Source organism: Phyllobacterium lublinensis, assembly GCF_020164435.1.
Taxonomy (GTDB): Bacteria; Pseudomonadota; Alphaproteobacteria; order Rhizobiales; family Rhizobiaceae; genus Phyllobacterium; species Phyllobacterium lublinensis.
Genome location: NZ_JAIUDQ010000002.1, coordinates 165,731 through 183,677, shown reverse-complemented (window position 1 = coordinate 183,677; position 17,947 = coordinate 165,731). Strand labels below are relative to the sequence as shown.

At 59.4% G+C, this 17,947-nt stretch carries 17 protein-coding genes and 1 pseudogene; 4 read left to right on the top strand and 14 right to left on the bottom strand.

Going from position 1 to position 17,947, the window contains the following annotated elements:
• Window positions 1-16: 16 nt before the first annotated feature.
• The 7 genes and pseudogenes from K9U38_RS03895 to K9U38_RS03865 form a co-directional block, all read right to left on the bottom strand.
• Window positions 17-1,015: an ABC transporter ATP-binding protein gene (locus tag K9U38_RS03895; RefSeq protein WP_224493032.1), complete on the bottom strand. Its 999-nt coding sequence runs from the start codon at window positions 1,013-1,015 to the stop codon at window positions 17-19.
• Window positions 1,016-1,033: 18 nt separating this feature from the next.
• On the bottom strand, window positions 1,034-1,864 hold the full coding sequence (locus K9U38_RS03890) for a carbohydrate ABC transporter permease (RefSeq protein WP_224493031.1): 831 nt from the start codon (window positions 1,862-1,864) through the stop codon (window positions 1,034-1,036).
• Between the two features lie 4 nt (window positions 1,865-1,868).
• The gene (locus K9U38_RS03885; RefSeq protein WP_224493030.1) at window positions 1,869-2,741 is read right to left on the bottom strand and encodes a carbohydrate ABC transporter permease; all 873 of its coding nucleotides are present in this window, start codon (window positions 2,739-2,741) and stop codon (window positions 1,869-1,871) included.
• A gap of 105 nt (window positions 2,742-2,846) precedes the next feature.
• The gene (locus tag K9U38_RS03880; RefSeq protein ID WP_224493029.1) at window positions 2,847-4,157 is read right to left on the bottom strand and encodes an ABC transporter substrate-binding protein; all 1,311 of its coding nucleotides are present in this window, start codon (window positions 4,155-4,157) and stop codon (window positions 2,847-2,849) included.
• A gap of 112 nt (window positions 4,158-4,269) precedes the next feature.
• Window positions 4,270-5,223, bottom strand: coding sequence for a sugar-binding transcriptional regulator (locus K9U38_RS03875; protein WP_224493028.1), 954 nt, complete (start codon window positions 5,221-5,223; stop codon window positions 4,270-4,272).
• A gap of 119 nt (window positions 5,224-5,342) precedes the next feature.
• A pseudogene (locus tag K9U38_RS03870) lies at window positions 5,343-5,618 on the bottom strand (Rdx family protein); the annotation flags it as partial.
• The gene (locus K9U38_RS03865) at window positions 5,615-6,073 is read right to left on the bottom strand and encodes a hypothetical protein (protein WP_224493027.1); all 459 of its coding nucleotides are present in this window, start codon (window positions 6,071-6,073) and stop codon (window positions 5,615-5,617) included. The pseudogene K9U38_RS03870 and the gene K9U38_RS03865, both read right to left, overlap by 4 nt.
• A gap of 745 nt (window positions 6,074-6,818) precedes the next feature.
• Between K9U38_RS03865 and K9U38_RS03860 the strand changes: the two genes are divergently transcribed.
• Entirely contained in the window at window positions 6,819-7,367 is a 549-nt protein-coding gene (locus K9U38_RS03860; protein ID WP_224493026.1) for a hypothetical protein, read from the top strand.
• A 393-nt stretch (window positions 7,368-7,760) separates the two neighbouring features.
• Here K9U38_RS03860 and K9U38_RS03855 read toward each other — a convergent pair whose 3' ends face one another.
• Window positions 7,761-7,925, bottom strand: coding sequence for a hypothetical protein (locus tag K9U38_RS03855; RefSeq protein WP_224493025.1), 165 nt, complete (start codon window positions 7,923-7,925; stop codon window positions 7,761-7,763).
• 214 nt (window positions 7,926-8,139) lie between these two features.
• Here K9U38_RS03855 and K9U38_RS21955 point away from each other — a divergent pair, with 214 nt between their 5' ends.
• A complete protein-coding gene (locus K9U38_RS21955) occupies window positions 8,140-8,271 on the top strand; it encodes a hypothetical protein (RefSeq protein WP_255606926.1) in 132 nt (43 codons plus the stop codon).
• A 233-nt stretch (window positions 8,272-8,504) separates the two neighbouring features.
• On the opposite strand, the gene lepA is transcribed toward K9U38_RS21955, so the two are convergent.
• Window positions 8,505-10,313 (bottom strand): translation elongation factor 4, encoded by a 1,809-nt coding sequence (lepA, locus tag K9U38_RS03850; protein WP_224493191.1) that lies wholly within the window; start codon window positions 10,311-10,313, stop codon window positions 8,505-8,507.
• Window positions 10,314-10,438: 125 nt separating this feature from the next.
• Here lepA and K9U38_RS03845 point away from each other — a divergent pair, with 125 nt between their 5' ends.
• Window positions 10,439-11,005, top strand: coding sequence for a DUF2239 family protein (locus K9U38_RS03845; RefSeq protein WP_224493024.1), 567 nt, complete (start codon window positions 10,439-10,441; stop codon window positions 11,003-11,005).
• Window positions 11,006-11,110: 105 nt separating this feature from the next.
• Here the strand turns inward: K9U38_RS03845 and K9U38_RS03840 are convergent, their stop codons facing one another.
• On the bottom strand, window positions 11,111-13,078 hold the full coding sequence (locus K9U38_RS03840) for a PhoX family protein (protein ID WP_224493023.1): 1,968 nt from the start codon (window positions 13,076-13,078) through the stop codon (window positions 11,111-11,113).
• A 50-nt stretch (window positions 13,079-13,128) separates the two neighbouring features.
• Here K9U38_RS03840 and K9U38_RS03835 point away from each other — a divergent pair, with 50 nt between their 5' ends.
• Window positions 13,129-13,347, top strand: coding sequence for a hypothetical protein (locus K9U38_RS03835; RefSeq protein WP_224493022.1), 219 nt, complete (start codon window positions 13,129-13,131; stop codon window positions 13,345-13,347).
• Here the strand turns inward: K9U38_RS03835 and K9U38_RS03830 are convergent.
• The 4 genes from K9U38_RS03830 to pgi all read right to left on the bottom strand — a co-directional run bounded on the left by K9U38_RS03830 (window position 13,320) and on the right by pgi (window position 17,899).
• Window positions 13,320-14,309, bottom strand: coding sequence for a threonine/serine dehydratase family protein (locus K9U38_RS03830; protein WP_224493021.1), 990 nt, complete (start codon window positions 14,307-14,309; stop codon window positions 13,320-13,322). The genes K9U38_RS03835 and K9U38_RS03830 overlap by 28 nt on opposite strands.
• A gap of 108 nt (window positions 14,310-14,417) precedes the next feature.
• Window positions 14,418-15,158, bottom strand: a complete 741-nt coding sequence (locus K9U38_RS03825) for an HAD family hydrolase (RefSeq protein ID WP_224493020.1) — start codon at window positions 15,156-15,158, stop codon at window positions 14,418-14,420.
• A complete protein-coding gene (locus tag K9U38_RS03820) occupies window positions 15,158-16,210 on the bottom strand; it encodes a M14 family metallopeptidase (protein WP_224493019.1) in 1,053 nt (350 codons plus the stop codon). Before K9U38_RS03820 ends, K9U38_RS03825 begins: the two co-directional genes overlap by 1 nt.
• A 36-nt stretch (window positions 16,211-16,246) precedes the next feature.
• The gene (pgi, locus tag K9U38_RS03815; RefSeq protein WP_224493018.1) at window positions 16,247-17,899 is read right to left on the bottom strand and encodes a glucose-6-phosphate isomerase; all 1,653 of its coding nucleotides are present in this window, start codon (window positions 17,897-17,899) and stop codon (window positions 16,247-16,249) included.
• Window positions 17,900-17,947: the final 48 nt, after the last annotated feature.

Genomic DNA, 17,947 nt, shown 5'->3' with positions numbered 1-17,947 from the left:
CAGCTTGCCTATCATTTCAAATTGCCTGGCCATCGGCATCGAACCGGTGGAGCCGTGCCGATTCAGGTGTCAGAAAGACCGGCTGTCCGTGTTCTGCCGCAAAGTCGCCATCCGTGCGCACCGTGACTTTGCCAACGCCATCCGCCTGAACGTGGATGAATGTATCGGAGCCGAGATGTTCGGTTACGCCGACGATACCCTTCCACACACCTTCAGTCTTCGATATGCGAACATGCTCGGGCCGGACGCCAAGGGTTACCGCGTTCTGCCTTGCCGCTTCCTGACCCTCGATCAGGTTCATGCGCGGGGAACCTATGAAGCCCGCAACGAAAACGTTGCGCGGGTTGCGATAGAGCTCCAGCGGTGATCCAACCTGTTCGATCCGACCGGCATTGAGCACGACGATCTTGTCAGCCATCGTCATGGCTTCCACCTGGTCGTGGGTCACATAGATCATCGTCGTTGCGAGTTGATGATGCAGGTCACTGATCTCCAGCCGCATGTTGCCGCGAAGCGCGGCATCCAGATTGGATAGAGGCTCGTCGAAAAGGAATGCTTTGGGCTGACGCACGATGGCACGACCGATGGCGACGCGTTGGCGCTGTCCACCGGACAGTTGTCCGGGCCGCCGGTCCAGATAATTGGTGAGGTTGAGGATGTGGGCCGCATCCTTGACCTTCTTGTCGATCGCCGTCTTGTCCTGGCCATCCATTTTCAGCGGAAAGGCAATGTTGCCGTACACGCTCATGTGCGGATAAAGGGCATAGGACTGGAACACCATCGACAGTCCCCGCTTTGCCGGAGCCTCGTTGGACATGTCCTTGCCATCGATGATGATGCGCCCGCCGCTGAGGTCCTCAAGCCCTGCGATCATGCGCAACAGGGTCGATTTTCCGCAGCCCGAGGGGCCAACGAAGACAACGAATTCTCCGTCATTGATTTCGAGGTCGATTTCCGGGATGACCGAGGTAGTTCCAAATGACTTCGATACTTTTTGGAGCGTAATACTTCCCATTATATCCTCCCTGAAATCCTATTTCACCGCGCCGAACGTCAGGCCGCGAACCAATTGCTTTTGCGAGAACCACCCCATGATGAGAATGGGAGCAATCGCCATGGTGGATGCGGCCGACAGCTTGGCCCAGAACAGGCCCTCCGGACTGGAATAGGACGCGATGAATGCAGTAAGCGGCGCCGCATTTGCGGCCGAAAGGTTCAATGTCCAGAATGCCTCGTTCCATGCAAGGATGATGTTGAGAAGCATGGTCGATGCGATACCGGGCACAGCCATGGGCGTCAGCACGTAAACGATCTCTTTCATCAGCGACGCACCATCCATGCGCGCCGCCTCAAGTATCTCGCCCGGGATTTCCTTGAAATAGGTGTAGAGCATCCAGACGATGATCGGCAGGTTGATCATGGTCAAAATCCCAACAAGACCAAGACGCGTATCAAGCAGACCCCAATCGCGGAAGATCAGGTAGAGCGGCACCAAAACGCCGACAGGCGGCATCATCTTGGTGGAAAGCATCCACATCAGGACGTCCTTTGTGCGCTTCGTAGGCGAAAAAGCCATGGCCCAGGCAGCGGGGATGGCAAGCGCAAGGCCAATCAACGTCGACCCCACCGAGATGACAACCGAGTTGGTCACATGCTTCATGTAATTGGAACGGCTTTGCACCTCATGATAGTTTTCGATAGTCCAGTCGAAAAACAGGAACTGCGGCGGCGTTGCGATTGCGGTTCCTTCAGTCTTGAAGCTGGTCAAGAACGTCCACAGGATCGGGAAGAAGATCACAAAGCCGATCGCCCAGCCGATGATGGTGAAAGTCATCTTGCGTCGGGTGGTGACTGCGCGGGCCATGGCTCTACCTCTCCAGGTTCTTGCCGATGAGGCGAATGAGGAAGAAGGCGACGATATTGGCAAGGATGACCGCCACAATGCCGCCGGCCGATGCGCCGCCCACGTCGAATTGCAATAGTGCCTGCGCATAGATGAGATAGGTAATGTTTGTCGTCTGGATGCCCGGACCGCCATTGGTGGTGACGAGTATTTCGGCAAAGACGCTGAGCAGGAAGATCGTCTGGATAAGGATTACGACGGTGATCGCCCGCGACATGTGCGGCAGTACCAGGTAGAAGAAGCGCGAGAACGCTCCCGCGCCATCCATCTCCGCCGCCTCGATCTGTTCGCCGTCAAGCGACTGCAAGGCAGTTAGCAAGATGAGCGTGGCAAAGGGCAGCCATTGCCAGGCGACAATCAGAATGATCGAGAACATCGGGACTTCGGCGAACCAGTCGATCGGCTGGAACCCGAACGAGCGTGCGATCCAGGCAAAGAGGCCGTTGACCGGATGCATCAGCATGTTTTTCCACACCAGCGCAGACACGGTCGGCATGACGAAGAACGGCGCTATCACCAATAGCCGGACAATTCCTTGCCCAAAGAATGGCTGATCCAGCACCAGCGCCAGCAATATCCCGCCGATCACCGTGATCAGCAACGTGCCGCCTACCAGCACCAGCGTGTTTTTAAGTGCGGTGAAAAATGCCGGGTCGGTGAGGAAATATTGATAGTTGAGAAAGCCGACAAATTCCTCGGTTCCAGGCATCAAGAGATTGTAGCGCAGGAACGAGAAGTACAACGTCATGACAAGCGGCACGATCATCCACAGAAACAGCAGGATGACAGCGGGGGACATCATGATACGGGCAGTCGCGCGTGTCTGAAGCGTAGCCATTGTTGGTTTCCAATGCAGCGATTGCTGAAAAGCGGAGCTCTGTAAAAGGAGGTCCGGGCGGCTCCTGACATTCGCGTCAGGAAGCCGTCCGGAGCCAGGAGGATCCTACTTGATATAGCCGCCCTTGGTCATCTCGCGGGTTGTCAGCTGCTGCGCGCTCTGCAGGGCCTGATCCACGCTGACGGAACCAGCGAGAGCAGCCGAGAATTGCTGGCCGACGGCTGTGCCTATGCCCTGGAATTCGGGGATGGCGACGAACTGGCCACCCGTATAGGGCACCGGCTTGACAGTCGGTTTGCTGGTATCCGCAGCATTCATTGCCTCGAGCGTGATCTTGGCAAATGCGGCAGCCTTCCCATACTCCGGATTTGCGTAGAGCGACTTGCGGGTACCTGGAGGTACGTTGGCCCAGCCTTCCTTGCTTGCCACGAGCTCGGTATAGGCCTTGTCGGTCGCCCAGGAGACGAACTTCTGCGCGGCTTCCGCCTTCTGCGTGCCAGCCGGAACGCCAAGGTTCCAGGCCCACAGCCAGTTGCCATGGTTCTCGGTGCCGCCAGTCGGGAACAGGGCATAGCCCACCTGATCGGCAACCTTGGATTCCTTGGGATTGGTCACGAAGGAAGCCGCAACCGTCGCATCGATCCAGATGCCGCACTTGCCGGTCTGGAACAGGGCGAGATTTTCATTGAACCCGTTGGACGATGCTCCGGGAGGGCCGGCTTCCTTCATCAGGTCGACGTAGAACTGCAGTGCCTTCTTCCATTCCGGCTGGTCGAACTGCGGTGTCCACTTTTCATCGAACCAGCGCGCGCCGAAGGAATTGGCGGTCGCCGTCAACAGCGCCATGTTCTCGCCCCAGCCGGCCTTGCCGCGCAGGCAGATACCGTAGGTCTCGGTGGACTTGTCGGTCATCTTCCTTGCCGCTTCGGCAATCTGGTCCCAGGTCGGCTTTTCCGGAATGGTAACGCCAGCCTTTTCGGCCAGATCCTTGCGATACATGACCATGGCGCTTTCGCCGTAGAATGGCGAAGCGTAGAGCTTGCCGTCAACCGAAACGGCATCGCTGATAGCCGGCAAAAGGTCCGACTTGTCATAGGCATCGCCGAGGCCGTCGAGCGGCAGCAGCCAGCCCTGCTTGGCCCAGATCGGTACTTCGTAGGTGCCGATAGTCACGATGTCGTACTGGCCGCCCTTTGTTGCGATGTCGGTCGTAACGCGCTGGCGCAGCACGTTTTCCTCGAGCGTGACCCACTCGAGCTGGATATCCGGATTCTTCTTGGTGAAATCCTCGGTCAATTTCTGCATGCGGATCATATCGCTATTGTTGACCGTGGCGATGGTCAGCGTCTCGGCATGGGCAGCACCCGCAAGCGCGAACACCGACACGGCGCCGAGCAGAAGCGTTCTTGATAACATCTGATTCCTCCCGAATGTTATGAGCAATTGCTTGTCGTATGGGCAATTACTCACACAAGCGCGAAACAAGTCAAGGGCAATTCGTCGCTGCATTGCAGCAATGGGAGGGTGGTTAGCGCGAGAGCAGGATTTCCGCGGTATGCTCGTCGGTGATCAAGCCATTGATAAGGCCGCCTTTTATGGCCGCGACGATACCCGGGAGCTTTTTCGGCCCCTTGGCAGTGGCGATGACAAGCGCGGTCTCGCGCGGCGGTATCTGGGCGCTGGCAACGCGGTCATTGGTCAGGCCCCCGATAGGCTCGCCATTTTCATTGAACGCGCGACCGATGATTTCGCATACCGCACCCGCGGCCCGAAGGGCCTGCAGTTCCTCGCGTGATATGAAGCCGTCGATAAAGAGCGGCGCATCCTCCTCGAGGTCGCCTATGCCGACAAAGGCAACGTTTGCCCGCGCCGACAATTCCAGCACGGGGCGGATCATCGCCTGGCTGTGCAGCAGTTCGCGCTCCTCTGGCGAGGAGGCGATGACCGGAAGCGGCATGGGGAACGAGCGCGCCTTGATCTTGTCGGCGATGTTGAAGATGACGTTGTAATAAGCCGCCGAACCATCGGGGGAAATGTTCCCGGTCAGCGACACCACCTTGTGCTGAGGACACTCGATCGGCGACAGCTGCTCGATCGCCGCCTTGAGCGTGCGGCCGGTGCCGATGCCTAGGATGATCGGCACATCCGACCGGAGCCAGCGCGTCATCTCTGCTGCCGCTGCATCGGCAACGCCAAGGGTTGTCGAGCTCGAACCCGGATCGGTCGGCACCACTTCGGCCATTTTCAGGCCGAAGCGCTGCTTGAGCTGTTCGGCAAGATCGAGGCAATGGGCGATCGGGTGGTCAAGCCTGACCTTCACCAGCCCTTCCGACACGGCGAGCGACACCATGCGCTGCGCCGATTGGCGCGATATGCCGAGTTTGGCAGCTATCTCGTCCTGGGTATTGCCGGCAACATAATAGAGCCAGCCGGCACGCGCCGCGTCGTCCAGCTTGGTCGTGGTAACTTCCGGCTTACTCACTTGTCTGCCCCATCCTTAAGCTCCTCGCGGTGCTCGTCGCTGATGGGGACCCCGTCTGCCCCATCCTTGAGCTCCTCGCGGTGCTCGTCGCTGATGGGGACGCCGGCTTTCTTGTGCCCGTCGGAGTGTCCGAGATCGCGCTCGGGCCAGACGACGTCGCGCACTTTCTGTTTCAGCACCTTGGCCTCCGGAAAGCCGCCATCGCGCTTGCGCTCCCAGACCAGATCGCCGTCGACACGGACCTCGAAAACCCCGCCCGTGCCGGGGATGAGCGCCACTTCGCCGAGATCGGCGCCAAAGGTGGACAGCAGCTCCTGCGCCATCCAGGCGGAACGGAGGAGCCAGCTGCATTGAGTGCAATAGAGAATGGTGATGCGTGGTTTCGTGGTGGTCATGTTTCGTCTTCTACCATTTCCTCACCCGGATGTAAGCTGCCGTCTGGGGCAAACATCGGCACATATCCCGAACGCATGATTTCGCACATTTCGCGTACGCCTTCGATCACACGTTCTGCCATGTCGATTGTGCTGCAAATAGGGAAGAACGGACGTGGATAGTCGTCTTCCGGCATTGCCGGACGTCGTCCCACGCACCTTTTTTTGCGTCGACATTCCGGCTTGTTGCATGTCTTGTGGTAACCATAGGCGGTGGCTACCACTTGAAAATTCGCCAGCGCCACCGAGTACATCCGTGCATGCCTCTTGGAAGCTTCGAGTTGCCAGGCCCACTGGGCATCGGTTTGCCCTGGGTGTCGAATACATTTCTCCGGGGCAAAATAGGGCATGGGTTTTGGGTCGAACGTCAGCCACGAAACCAGTTTTCCCGTTGATCGCGTCCTCGATTTTGCCATTGTTTTCTCCGTGCGTTCTCCCCTTGCCACGCCCGCTTTCGCGCCTGGCCATTGAATGGTTGGGAAGACGGGCGGTCGTCGAAGCGCGTCTTTTGGGTAGTGATGGTGCGATCCGAAGACCGCCCGTCCGGCGACTTTTGATCGTGCCCGTTCCGCTTGGGGGGCTTCGGCGGATCGCTTGCCCTTGCGGGAAGCTCACTGCCAACGCCCCTTAAAGTGCTCGTCCAGCACGCGCCGGTCTTAGTACCGGCAGGGGAACCCTTGGACGCAACTTCCCCGGACAGCGGGTGCGTCACCCGCCATCGGAGGCGCCGGTCCTTCTCCCACTTCGAACGGCTCCGGAAGCAGTTCCCACGGGAAGGACGGCAATGAGCATAAGCGAGGTTCGGAGGGCGTGGATAAGTTTCACTGAATATTTCCGTGGCAAGCTTCGTGGATCCTCGGGTCATCCTCGGGTTAAACCCGAGGACCAAGGATGACGGCGGTGGGGGATCGCAGGGAGCATTATCCTGCATGGCTGTTGCAACCGGACGATGCCAACGCAGCACAGCCCACTTCCCACATGGTGAGCTTCATCATAGCGAGCCTGTCGAGCTACGAACCACGCCCAGCGCCAAGGCAAGCTGTTAACCTGAGGTGGCTACGATGCCGATCATCTCTCCCGCGGCATGGTGGGACAGCACCGGAAAAATATCCCCTCGCCTGCTGACACCTCCTGACAGTAGGTTGTCAGGAGGACTGCGCTATGTTCCCAGCGAAACGCATAGGAACGGCGTGTGGAGGACAGGCGATGGACACGGTTATCGAGACACTTGGCAGCGCGGCGGATTTCGATTTCCTCATCGGTGAATGGAATATCCGCAATCTGCGGTTAAAGGAGCGTTTCAAGGGCTCCGACGAATGGGACATCTTTCCGGCAACGTCGAGCGTGCGCAAGATCCTCGAAGGCACGGGGAATATCGACGAGATGGCCATTCCCGCCAAGGGCTTTGCCGGGCTGACGGTGCGCCTTTTCAACCCGCGCGACGGTTCATGGGCGCTGCACTGGGCCGACAGCCGCGCCAATGTCATGTTTCCGCCTGTCATTGGCCATTTCGACAATGGCAAGGGGATTTTCCACGGCGACGACACGGATGACGGTCTGCCGGTGCGCGTGCGCTTCCTGTGGACCCCCTCGCCCGAAACGCCGATTTGGGCGCAGGCCTTTTCCAGGGATGGCGGCGAAACCTGGGAGACCAACTGGATCATGGAGTTCAGCAGAGCGACGGATAGAGGTCGTTCCAACCCGGATTGATACTTTCAGTCAGATCGATCTTCCGGGCGAAATCCGCCTGCTTGATGCCGATATCGGCGCGCTCATGCCCTCTCCTTCATATCGGAGCGCATCCATTTCGATCCGATCATCGCAGATCACCTCCCTCTCCGTCATCCTCGGGCAAAACCCGAGGACCCACGGCAAGGGAGTACGAGTTTGCAGCCTGACAACGCATTCCAGAGAACAGCGTCCCAATGGTGCGCTACGCAGACCTGCGGCTAGCTGGATCTCGTTTTATTTTGCAGCAACTGATGGTGTTCCGTTGCAGTGGGTCCTCGGGTCAAGCCCGAGGATGACGGAAAGGTGCGAGCTCTTCATCGTGGGGAGGTCGACGAATCTCGGAGCGCCGCACCTCATAAGAGCACGCACACCTCAGCGGCGCGACATCTCGCGTGCAATGCGAGCAAAATCCGCCTGCTTGATGCCGATATCGGCGCGATCGGCAGCGCTCATGCCCTGCAGCATGGCATAGGCCTCGCGATAGGCGCTGTCATTCCTACGGCGGCTGCGTGTGGCGAAATCAATCAGAAAGCTCATGGCCGTTTCCCTTGGGGATATGTTTCAACAGCCATAAGGTAAGTGCACGAATGGGGATTGTGCAGTGCAATATCTGCATGGGAGGTATGCCCTGCGATGCCTGGCGCTATTGCTCATGGCAATCGGCGGCAACCGACGCGTTTATACTGGCCAAGCTAGGAGTTGCAAGGGGCTCCGTTGAGACCAGGCCGACCAGAATTCTGCTGGAGTCGGCTTGGCAACATTACCCCCCAACCTGCTCTTCCTGTTCCACGGTCAGCGGCTTGATGCCTGGATCAAGCGGCTCGGGCTGGTCGTCGCCCTGCGCGGCGGAAACGGCTGCGGGCGGGGTGCGTGGCCGGGTTGAGGTGCAGCCGGCGAGCGCCAGGCTGAACGCGATCATGCCGCCGACAAGAAACCTGGATGGAAGACGCTTAAGGTTACAAGTGTGGGAACGTGGGGGTTTCAACGGGTTCTCGCCCTCCCCCTTGTGGGGAGGGAGACTGCGAAGCAGTTGGGAGGGGTCTTTGGAAGGGCTTGGGTGCGCACTGCGGTCAGCAGGAAATGCCCCTCCCCGTCGCTTCACTGGCGTTTCAGCCCTCAATTGTCGCTCATTTTCAGCGCCTGGATGAAGGCTTCCTGCGGAATCTCCACCTTGCCGAACTGGCGCATGCGCTTCTTGCCTTCCTTCTGCTTTTCCAGAAGCTTGCGCTTGCGCGAGACGTCGCCGCCATAGCACTTGGCCGTCACATCCTTGCGCAGCGCCGAGATGGTCTCGCGCGCGATGACCGTGCCGCCGATGGCCGCCTGGATCGGGATCTTGAACATGTGCTTGGGGATGAGGTCCTTCAGCTTTTCGCACAGGTCGCGGCCACGCTTTTCGGCGGCGGCGCGGTGCACCATCATCGACAATGCATCCACCGGCTCGCCATTGACCAGCACCGACATCTTGACGAGGTTGCCCTCGCGATAGTCCGAAAGGTGATAGTCGAAGGAGGCATAGCCCTTGGAGATGGATTTCAGCCGGTCGTAGAAATCGAACACCACCTCGTTGAGCGGCAGGTCATAGGTGACCATGGCGCGCTTGCCGACATAGTTGAGATCGATCTGGATGCCGCGGCGATCCTGGCAGAGCTTCAGGATCGAGCCGAGATAATCGTCCGGGGTGAGGATCGTCGCGCGGATCCACGGCTCCTCGATGGTGGCAACCTTCATCACTTCCGGCATGTCGGCGGGATTGTGCAGCTCGCGCTGGGTGCCGTCGGTCATGTTGAGCTTGTAGACGACGCTCGGCGCGGTGGCGATGAGATCGAGGTTGAACTCGCGCTCCAGCCGCTCCTGGATGATCTCGAGATGCAGGAGCCCGAGGAAGCCGCAGCGGAAGCCGAAGCCGAGCGCGGCGGAGCTTTCCATCTCGAAGGAGAAGGAGGCATCGTTGAGGCGCAGGCGGCCCATGGCGGCACGCAGATCCTCGAAGTCCGCCGCATCGACCGGAAAGAGGCCGCAGAAGACGACGGGCTGCGCCGGCTTGAAGCCCGTAAGGGCGGTCGCAGTCGGGCGCTTGTCCTCGGTGATGGTATCGCCGACGCGCGTATCGGCGACTTCCTTGATCGAGGCGGTGATAAAGCCGAATTCGCCGGGGCCGAGCTCATCGACGGCGAGCATCTTCGGCGTGAACACGCCGGTGCGCTCGACCGGATATTTCGCATCGGTGCCCATCATGCGGATGGTCTGGCCCTTTTTCAGTACGCCGTCGATGATGCGCACCAGCACGATGACGCCGAGATAGGCGTCGTACCAGCTGTCGACCAGCATCGCCTTGAGCGGCTTGTTGCGATCGCCTTCGCGCGGCGGCGGCAGCTGGTTGACGATGGCTTCGAGCACATCCGGAATGCCGAGGCCGGTCTTGGCCGAGATGAGCACGGCCTGGCTGGCATCGATGCCGATGACCTCCTCGACCTGCTCGCGGATACGCTCCGGCTCGGCGGCGGGAAGGTCGACCTTGTTGAGGACGACGACGATCTCGTGATTGTTGTCGATGGCCTGGTATACATTGGCGAGCGTCTGCGCCTCGACGCCCTGCGAGGCATCGACGACCAGCAGCGAGCCTTCGCAGGCGGACAGCGAGCGTGACACCTCATAGGCGAAGTCGACATGGCCGGGCGTGTCGATCAGGTTGAGGACATAGTCCTCGCCGTTCTTGGCGCGGTAGTTGAGCCGGACAGTCTGCGCCTTGATGGTGATGCCGCGCTCACGCTCGATATCCATCGAGTCGAGCACCTGCTCCTTCATGTCGCGCTGCTCCAGCCCGCCCGTCGATTGGATGAGGCGGTCGGCAAGGGTGGATTTGCCATGGTCGATATGGGCGACAATGGAGAAATTGCGGATGTGGTCTAATGGCGTGCTCATGCGCGCCACATAGAGCATTTCGGACCGATTTGGAAGGGCGGGCGTGTGCGGTGCGGGAGAAGGACGCAAATAGTTTTACCCGGGTAGATTGACGAAATTATTTTACCCGGGTAAAACGTGACCCGATGGAAACGACAGAACAGACATGCACGGCCTTTCAAGGCATGCGGCGGATTGCGAGCGGAACGCGCCTTGAGGTGGCGCTGGCATTGAAGCGGGCAGCGGACACCGGGGATACGGTGCTTGTCTTTGATGACGCCACCGCAAGGCAGGTGGAGTTCGACCTGCGCGGCAGCGATGCGGAGATCCGCGCGCGGCTTGAGACGGCCCCACGCAAGCCGGGGCGGCCGAAGCTCGGCGTTACGGCCCGTGAGATAACGCTGCTTCCGCGGCAATGGGACTGGCTGAACGCGCAGCCCGGCGGCGCATCCGTTACGTTACGCAAGCTCGTCGATGCGGCACGTAACGCCGGCGGCGAACGCGAGAAGCGGCGGCAGGCGCAGGAGGCAGCCGACCGCTTCATGATGGTGATGGCTGGCAACCAGCCGAGCTATGAAGAGGCCGCAAGGGCGCTCTATGCGGGCAACGTGCAGCGCTTCACCGACTTGACAGAGGTCTGGCCAACCGACGTGCGCAACCACGCCCGCCTGCTCGCAGAACCGGCGTTCGGCTGGGAGGACAGTGCCTCTTAAACCGACATGCTATGCTGCAGTGCACTTGGCACCGTCGTTGCATTAGCTATCATGCTGCGCGTGGACCGCGGCGGCTCTGCCCCGAAAGGCTCCTGTCAGGCAGGTTCAAACAGCGATCTTGCCGCCGCCTTTCTTGGTGATGACGAGAACCGAGGGACGCGGCGGCATGTCTTCCTTGAAGTCCGGCCAGCGCGTTGACGGGTTTTCGAAAGTATTCGAGCGTGTGTCGTCGATCCAATCGCCATCGCCGGGATGCTGGACCGCTGCCATCATTGTTTCCATGTTGGGCAGCATCAGCGGTCCGCACATTTCTGCTCCGACAGGCACGCGCAGGAACAGCTTGGACGTTGCCCGGGCAGACCCTTCCGTCTCTACAGCCCAAATCCCGTCAGTACGACCTGTGTCCTCGAGATTGTTGCCATCGGTCGAAACCCAGAGCCGGCCAGCGGAATCGACCGCGCAATTATCCGGCATGCCAAACCAGCCATTCTTGGTCGTTTCGGTGGAGAAAGACGCACCGACGTCAGCAATGCTTGGATCGCCGCACTTCAACAATATTTCCCACGTGCCCCTGGTTGCGCCGAAGTCCTTGCCTTCCTCGGCAATCTCGATGATGTGACCGAACTTGTTGTTCGGCCGCGGGTTGGCCGGATTGACTTGATCCGACTTAAGCGACTTGTTGTTGGTAAGCATGACATAAACCTTGCCATTGACCTCGTTGGCCTCGATATCCTCCGGCCGGTCCATTTTGGTGGCGCCGAGCAGGTCACCAGCACGCCGCGCCTCGATCACGACATCAGCCTGACTGTTGAACCCATTGGTCGCGTTTAGGGGACCCGTGCCGAAAACGAGCGGGCGCCATTCCATCGTGCCATCCGCCTCAAACCTTGCCACATAAAGCGTGCCCTCATCCAAAAGGTCGAGATTGGCCGCCCTGTTGTCGGGATTGTATTTTCCCGTGCTGACAAATTTGTAGACATACTCGCCCTGTGTATCATCGCCGAGATAGACGACGGCGCGACCATCCTTGGCAAGGGTCGCGAAAGCGCCTTCATGCTTGAAGCGGCCGAGCGCAGTGCGCTTTTTCGGCTTCGAGGTTGGATCATTGACGTCGATTTCGACGATCCAGCCGAAGCGGTTTGCCTCATTCGGCTCTTTCGAGACGTCGAAACGGTCATAAAAGTTCGCCCAGCTGTAGTCGGGTTTTTCCTTAAGACCCACGCGGGCATAGTTGCCGGCCTCCTTGCTCCCGACCGGGAGCTTGCCCTTGAAATAGTTGCCGAAATTTTCTTCGCCAGAGACATAGGTGCCCCAGGGGGTTACCCCACCCGAGCAGTTGTTGATCATTCCCAAGACCTTGGTTCCGGATGGGTCGGCAATTGTCTGGAGCCGTTCATTCCCGCCAGCAGGGCCGGAAACGATCATTTCCGTGTTGGCGGTAATACGGCGGTTGCGCTTGCCTTCCTTGACCACCTGCCATTTGCCGCTGACTTTCCTGATCTCGACGACCGTGCCGCCATGGGCAGCCATTTCAATGTCGGCGAGCTGCTTCTGCAGGGCACTGTCTGCGGATTCGCGCTGGGTCTTTGGGTACATCAGAAGCGGAGCGGTATATTCATGATTGACCACGAGCAGCCCATGTTCCGACGAGCCGTCTATCGGAATATAGCCGACATAGTCATTGTTATAGCCGAACTGTTTGGCCTGCGCCTCCGGCGTCTGGTTTGCGGGGTCGAAAGCGGGCGAATCGGGGAAGAGCGGATCGCCCCAACGCAGAAGGACGTCCGCATCATAGCCCTCCGCCACATGGTGTGTGTCATCGACACCGGCTTCTACTTCCTTGAAGTTGAAGGATGACTTCGAATCGGCGCGGGCCTCGTCCGCCATCAGCAACGCCATCGGACTGACAGTCGCGGCAATGGCCGCAGCAGCACCCGCACCCTTGAGCAGGCCGCGTCGTGAAAAGCGCTGGGATATGATTTCACCCATGGTTTGGTTATCGGACGGATTGACCTCAGGGCTGCCGTAAAGTTCGAGCAGCGTACCCTCGGATATTTCGGTTTTTTTGCTCATCAAATGTGACCTCTGGCTGTCTGGCTGGGGGACGGTTGGGGACACGCTTCTTGGCAATGCTGCCGATCCCGTCGCACCTGCTGGCGCAGGACGGATCCATGGCGGACGCAGCCACCATGTCGGACATGTTCAATAAGCATACCTCAATCGTTCTGCCTGACTATGACATCCCGGATAACAGTTTGATGACAATTGGCGGCATTTCGGGCCATCTTAAACGAAGGTCTAAGCACCCGGCGGATCAGGCCGCCGCGATCAGCCCCCCATAGACGTCGAGGTCGACATTGCCGCCCGAAAGGACAACGGCGACAGTCTTGCCTTTGATATCGACCTCGCCAGATGCGAGGGCAGCCAGGGCAACACACCCGCCAGGCTCGACGATCAGCTTCAGATAATTGGCAGCATCGCGCATGGCGGATCTGACAGCGCTATCCGATACGGCAACACCTCCGGCAAGATTGCGCTTGTTGATCGGGAAGGTCAGCTCGCCCGGCTGGGGAGTCAGAATTGCATCGCAAATCGAACGGTGGCCGGCTTCGTTGCTGACACGCTCACCTGCAATCAGGGAGCGGCGCAGATCATCGAAGTTTTCCGGCTCGACGCCCCAGATGCGCGTCTGCGGAGAGCCTGCCTTCACTGCAACGGAGATGCCGCTGATGAGACCGCCGCCGCCACTGGGTACGAAGACGTCGTCCAGGGACAAGCCGCGATCCCTCGCCTCGGCAACGAGTTCAAGACCGATTGTTCCCTGCCCTGCCATGATCGAGGGATCATCATAGGGCGGTACCAGCACCATGCCGCGTTCCTCGACGAAAGGTAGTGCAACGGCCTCTCGGCTCTCTTTGTAGCGATCAAACAAGACAACTTTGGCGCCATAGGAGCGGGTGTTTGCGATCTTGGTCTGCGGTGCGTCGGCGGGCATGATGATAACGGCATCGATGCCGAAGAGGCGAGCGGAACTCGCGACACCCTGCGCGTGATTACCCGAAGAATAGGCAATGATGCCGCGCTTGCGCTCTTCATCGGTGAACTGGCTGATACGGTTGTAGGCGCCGCGGAACTTGAATGAACCGGTGCGCTGCAGGCATTCAGGCTTGAAGAGGATGCGAGCGCCGTATCTGGCGTTCAGCGCTTCCGATTCCAGCAGGCGGGTGGGCATAAGCTTACCCTCCAGCCGTGATGCGGCCGCCTCGACATCATTAATCCCAACGGCAAAACCCTTGCTGTCCATCCGATCCTCGCTCGAACGCATTGATGATTTCGGATTGATAACATTCTGCTCAGCTTCAATCACGCAAATCATTGTCATCGTGGCAATCGGGGAGATGCAAGGAGCCCCTCAAGGGGTGGGCATTGCCCTGCGCTTTTCCAGATATTGCGGAAGCTCGGCGATGGAACCCAGGATCGCGTCGCTGAGCGGGCCGAGATCGTCCAGGGTACTATTGCCCGACAATACGCCGATGGCGAGTCCAGCGCCGGCCGCATGCGCCATTTCGAGGTCGTGGGCGTTATCGCCAACCATGGCAATCACATCGGGTGCCAGACCGGTTCTGGCGGCAAAGAGATGGAGCTGGTCCGCATGCGGTTTGGCACGCGCGACGGAATCATAGCCGATGATGACTTTGAACAATGCCGTCAGGCCCAATGCCTCTGCTGTTGCCCGTGCCCCTGCCTCCGAATCATTAGTGGCGATCCCAAGCACATAACCGTGCTCTACCAGTGCTTCGAGCGTTTCGCGCAGGCCTTCGATGCCGACGGCACGGCGCGAGCCCTCCCGCACCGCGTACTCGTCATAGGCGCGAATACGTTCACGCTTTTCCGAGAGGGTGAGTTCCGGATGCCACAAGTCGACAATGTCATTGATGGTTCCGGCGGCGACGACAGACCCGCCGCGGAATTTCTCCATTTCCCAATCGTAACCACCCGCCTCCACCAGTGTCCGTGCCCGCGCTTCGTCGCCATTTGCGGCCTGATGCGCCAGCTCCATGGTGATGCCGAACCAGGTGCGGTTGAAGTCGACAAGCGTGCCATCCTTGTCGAACAGGATGCCGCGGATCGGGGATGAGCCGCCAGTTGCCATCAGGCTTCCAGCGATCCGGGTCTGGCGCTGTCAGAACGTTTCGCGCCCAGCAACTTCAGCAGGTCATCCCCGCGCCGCGTGTAACGATGACTGCGGCGGGTCAGAATTCGCCCAGCCTGAGGCGCGGTCAATGTCACGTCGCCATTTGGGTCGCCGGGTACGGTCACCACCGTCGCGAGCTTCGCGCCCGCCTCCACCTCATCACCTATATCGACATGAAAGAGGATCATACCGCCCTGTGGCGCGCGGATCATCTCGACATTTTCAAGAGGGGTGACAGGCCCGTTGAAATCGACCTTCAATTCGATGCTGCTGTCGCTGATGACACCGCGATGGACGAGGAAACGATAGAGCCCCTCGGCATCCGATCTACCCGTCTCGACATCGACGTCGTTCAGGCCGCGGAATTCGACCGTGGTGACGGCCCGTGCTTTCCGCTGCTCCTCCGGCAGGTGCAGAACCGGATGGGCGCAGGCTTCCTCGAAAGCCGCATCGGCCGTGCTGTCCCAGGAAAGGACGGCTGTCGATCCAAGAGCAGATGCGAGATCATACATCTCGGGCAGGAAGGCTTTGTGAATATAAAGGTAACTTTCGCTTTCGTCGTCGCAATGCAGGTCAAGGACGATTTCATGTGGAAGTGCCAGACGCAGAAGTTGGGCTTTGAGCCGCTCGGCGAGCGATTTCGGTGCGTCAATTTCCGGGAGTTTGGAGGTGTCGAAGGTTTCGAGAAGCGGGAAGGAACGGTTGAAGTTGACGTTGGAGAAGAACTCGAAACGCCCGAGATGCTGATGCGCCAGCCATTGCGCAGAACCGAGGGGATTGGCCTGAGGAACGACTGTAATTTTGCCGGCGACGCGGCCTTCCTTCTCGGCCTTTTCAAGCATGGGAATGAGAAAATGGAGTGCGGCCTGCCCCGGCAGCTCCGAACCGTGCAGGGAGGATTGCAGATAGGCGCTAGGGGCCTTTTCATTTCTGCCTTCGAAGCGCAGAACGCGCAGTTCAATCGAATTGCCCGGCACATCGCCCGCGAGTGCAATCATTTCAGTCTTCATCATTCTCTTCCCGTTATCCTGTCTTTGACCTTAGCCCTATTTACCGCGGCGCTTGCGCAGGTGCGCGACAAGACCTTGCGTGGAAGCGTCCTTCCCCTTCGGCTTTACCTCACCGGAAACCACCGGCAGCAGTTCGGTCGCCAGTTCCTTGCCGAGTTCCACACCCCACTGATCGAAGGCGTTGATGCCGAACAGCTGCGCCTCGACGAAGACGCGGTGCTCATAGAGGGCTATCAGGCGGCCGAGTGTGTAAGGGTCGAGCTTGTCGTGGATGATTGTGATCGATGGCCGGTTCCCGGTGAAGACCCGATGCGGGGCGATCCGCTTCACTTCCGCTTGGGGCAGGTTCTTGGCCTTGAGCTGGGCGCTGGCCTCTTCCAGGGTGCGGCCCTTCATCAGTGCCTCCGACTGGGCGAGACAGTTCGCAAGCAGCATCTCATGCTGGTTATCAAGATGTGGTTCGTGGCCTTTGGCGGCAACAATGAATTCGACAGGAATGGTGTCCGTGCCCTGATGCAGCAGTTGGAAGAAGGCATGCTGGCCGTTGGTACCGGGTTCGCCCCAGACCACGGGTCCGGTCGGGCCGGAAACCGGCTTGCCGTCGACTGTGACGCCCTTGCCGTTCGATTCCATGTCCAGCTGCTGGAGATAGGCCGGAAGCCTGGACAGTCGCTGGTCGTATGGGATGACCGCGCGGCTGGTATATCCGGAAATGGCCCGGTGCCAGTAACCGACGAGTCCCAGCATCATCGGCAGGTTCTTGGAAAGCGCTGCCTTGCGGAAATGCTCGTCCATGGCATGGGCGCCATCAAGAAAGCGGCCGAAATTCTCCGGGCCGATGGCGATCATCAACGGCAGGCCGATGGCCGACCAAATGGAATAGCGCCCGCCAACCCAATCCCAGAAGCCGAAGATGCGATCAGCCGGGATACCGAAGGCATCGACCTTGTCCAATGCCGTGGACACGGCGGCGAAATGCTTTCCGACCGCCGCTTCGCCAAGAGCATCCGCGATCCATTTGCGTGCTGCCTTGGCATTGGTCATGGTCTCGATGGTGGTGAATGTCTTCGAAGCGACGATGATCAGCGTTGTGGCCGGATCAAGTCCGGCGAGCGTATCGGCGATGTGTGCGCCGTCGACATTGGAGACGAAATGGGCTTTCGGGCCGTCATGATATGGCGACATTGCAAGGGTAGCCATGGCCGGTCCCAGATCCGAACCGCCGATGCCGATATTAACAATGTCTGTGATCGGCTTGCCTTTCGAACTCTTGATCGTGCCCGACCGCAAGCCATTGGCAAAGGCGGCCATGTGATCCAGCACTTCCTTGACGCCGGGCATGACATCCTTGCCATCGACCTTGATCGGCTTGCCCGAGCGGTTGCGCAACGCGACGTGCAGGACAGCGCGTCCTTCCGTGTTGTTGATTGGCTTGCCGGCAAACATTGCGTCACGGCGCTCTTCGACCTTGGCGACCTTGGCCAGATCCGCAAGCAGCGCCAACGCTTCGTCGTCGACGAGGCATTTCGACCAGTCGAGCAGCAGATCGTCGAGCTGAAGCGAATAGCGGGAGAAGCGTTTGGGATCATCGGCGAAGGCGTCACGCATGTTCTTCGGCGCACCTTTTTTCCAATGTGCTTTCAATGCCTGAACCGACCGCTTTAAGTCGTTCGCTTGTGCTGACACCATGTCCTGTCTCCTGAAGCCACTATTGATTGGTGGGCAAACTGCCACCGG

Excerpts from the sequence above, each read along its gene's own strand:
- K9U38_RS03895 (WP_224493032.1), bottom strand. The coding sequence starts at position 1,015 with ATGGGAAGTATTACGCTCCAAAAAGTATCGAAGTCATTTGGAACTACC.
- K9U38_RS03890 (WP_224493031.1), bottom strand. The coding sequence starts at position 1,864 with ATGGCCCGCGCAGTCACCACCCGACGCAAGATGACTTTCACCATCATC.
- K9U38_RS03885 (WP_224493030.1), bottom strand. The coding sequence starts at position 2,741 with ATGGCTACGCTTCAGACACGCGCGACTGCCCGTATCATGATGTCCCCC.
- K9U38_RS03880 (WP_224493029.1), bottom strand. The coding sequence starts at position 4,157 with ATGTTATCAAGAACGCTTCTGCTCGGCGCCGTGTCGGTGTTCGCGCTT.
- K9U38_RS03865 (WP_224493027.1), bottom strand. The coding sequence starts at position 6,073 with ATGGCAAAATCGAGGACGCGATCAACGGGAAAACTGGTTTCGTGGCTG.
- K9U38_RS03860 (WP_224493026.1), top strand. The coding sequence starts at position 6,819 with ATGTTCCCAGCGAAACGCATAGGAACGGCGTGTGGAGGACAGGCGATG.
- K9U38_RS03855 (WP_224493025.1), bottom strand. The coding sequence starts at position 7,925 with ATGAGCTTTCTGATTGATTTCGCCACACGCAGCCGCCGTAGGAATGAC.
- lepA (WP_224493191.1), bottom strand. The coding sequence starts at position 10,313 with ATGAGCACGCCATTAGACCACATCCGCAATTTCTCCATTGTCGCCCAT.
- K9U38_RS03845 (WP_224493024.1), top strand. The coding sequence starts at position 10,439 with ATGGAAACGACAGAACAGACATGCACGGCCTTTCAAGGCATGCGGCGG.
- K9U38_RS03840 (WP_224493023.1), bottom strand. The coding sequence starts at position 13,078 with ATGAGCAAAAAAACCGAAATATCCGAGGGTACGCTGCTCGAACTTTAC.
- K9U38_RS03830 (WP_224493021.1), bottom strand. The coding sequence starts at position 14,309 with ATGGACAGCAAGGGTTTTGCCGTTGGGATTAATGATGTCGAGGCGGCC.
- K9U38_RS03825 (WP_224493020.1), bottom strand. The coding sequence starts at position 15,158 with ATGGCAACTGGCGGCTCATCCCCGATCCGCGGCATCCTGTTCGACAAG.
- K9U38_RS03820 (WP_224493019.1), bottom strand. The coding sequence starts at position 16,210 with ATGAAGACTGAAATGATTGCACTCGCGGGCGATGTGCCGGGCAATTCG.
- pgi (WP_224493018.1), bottom strand. The coding sequence starts at position 17,899 with ATGGTGTCAGCACAAGCGAACGACTTAAAGCGGTCGGTTCAGGCATTG.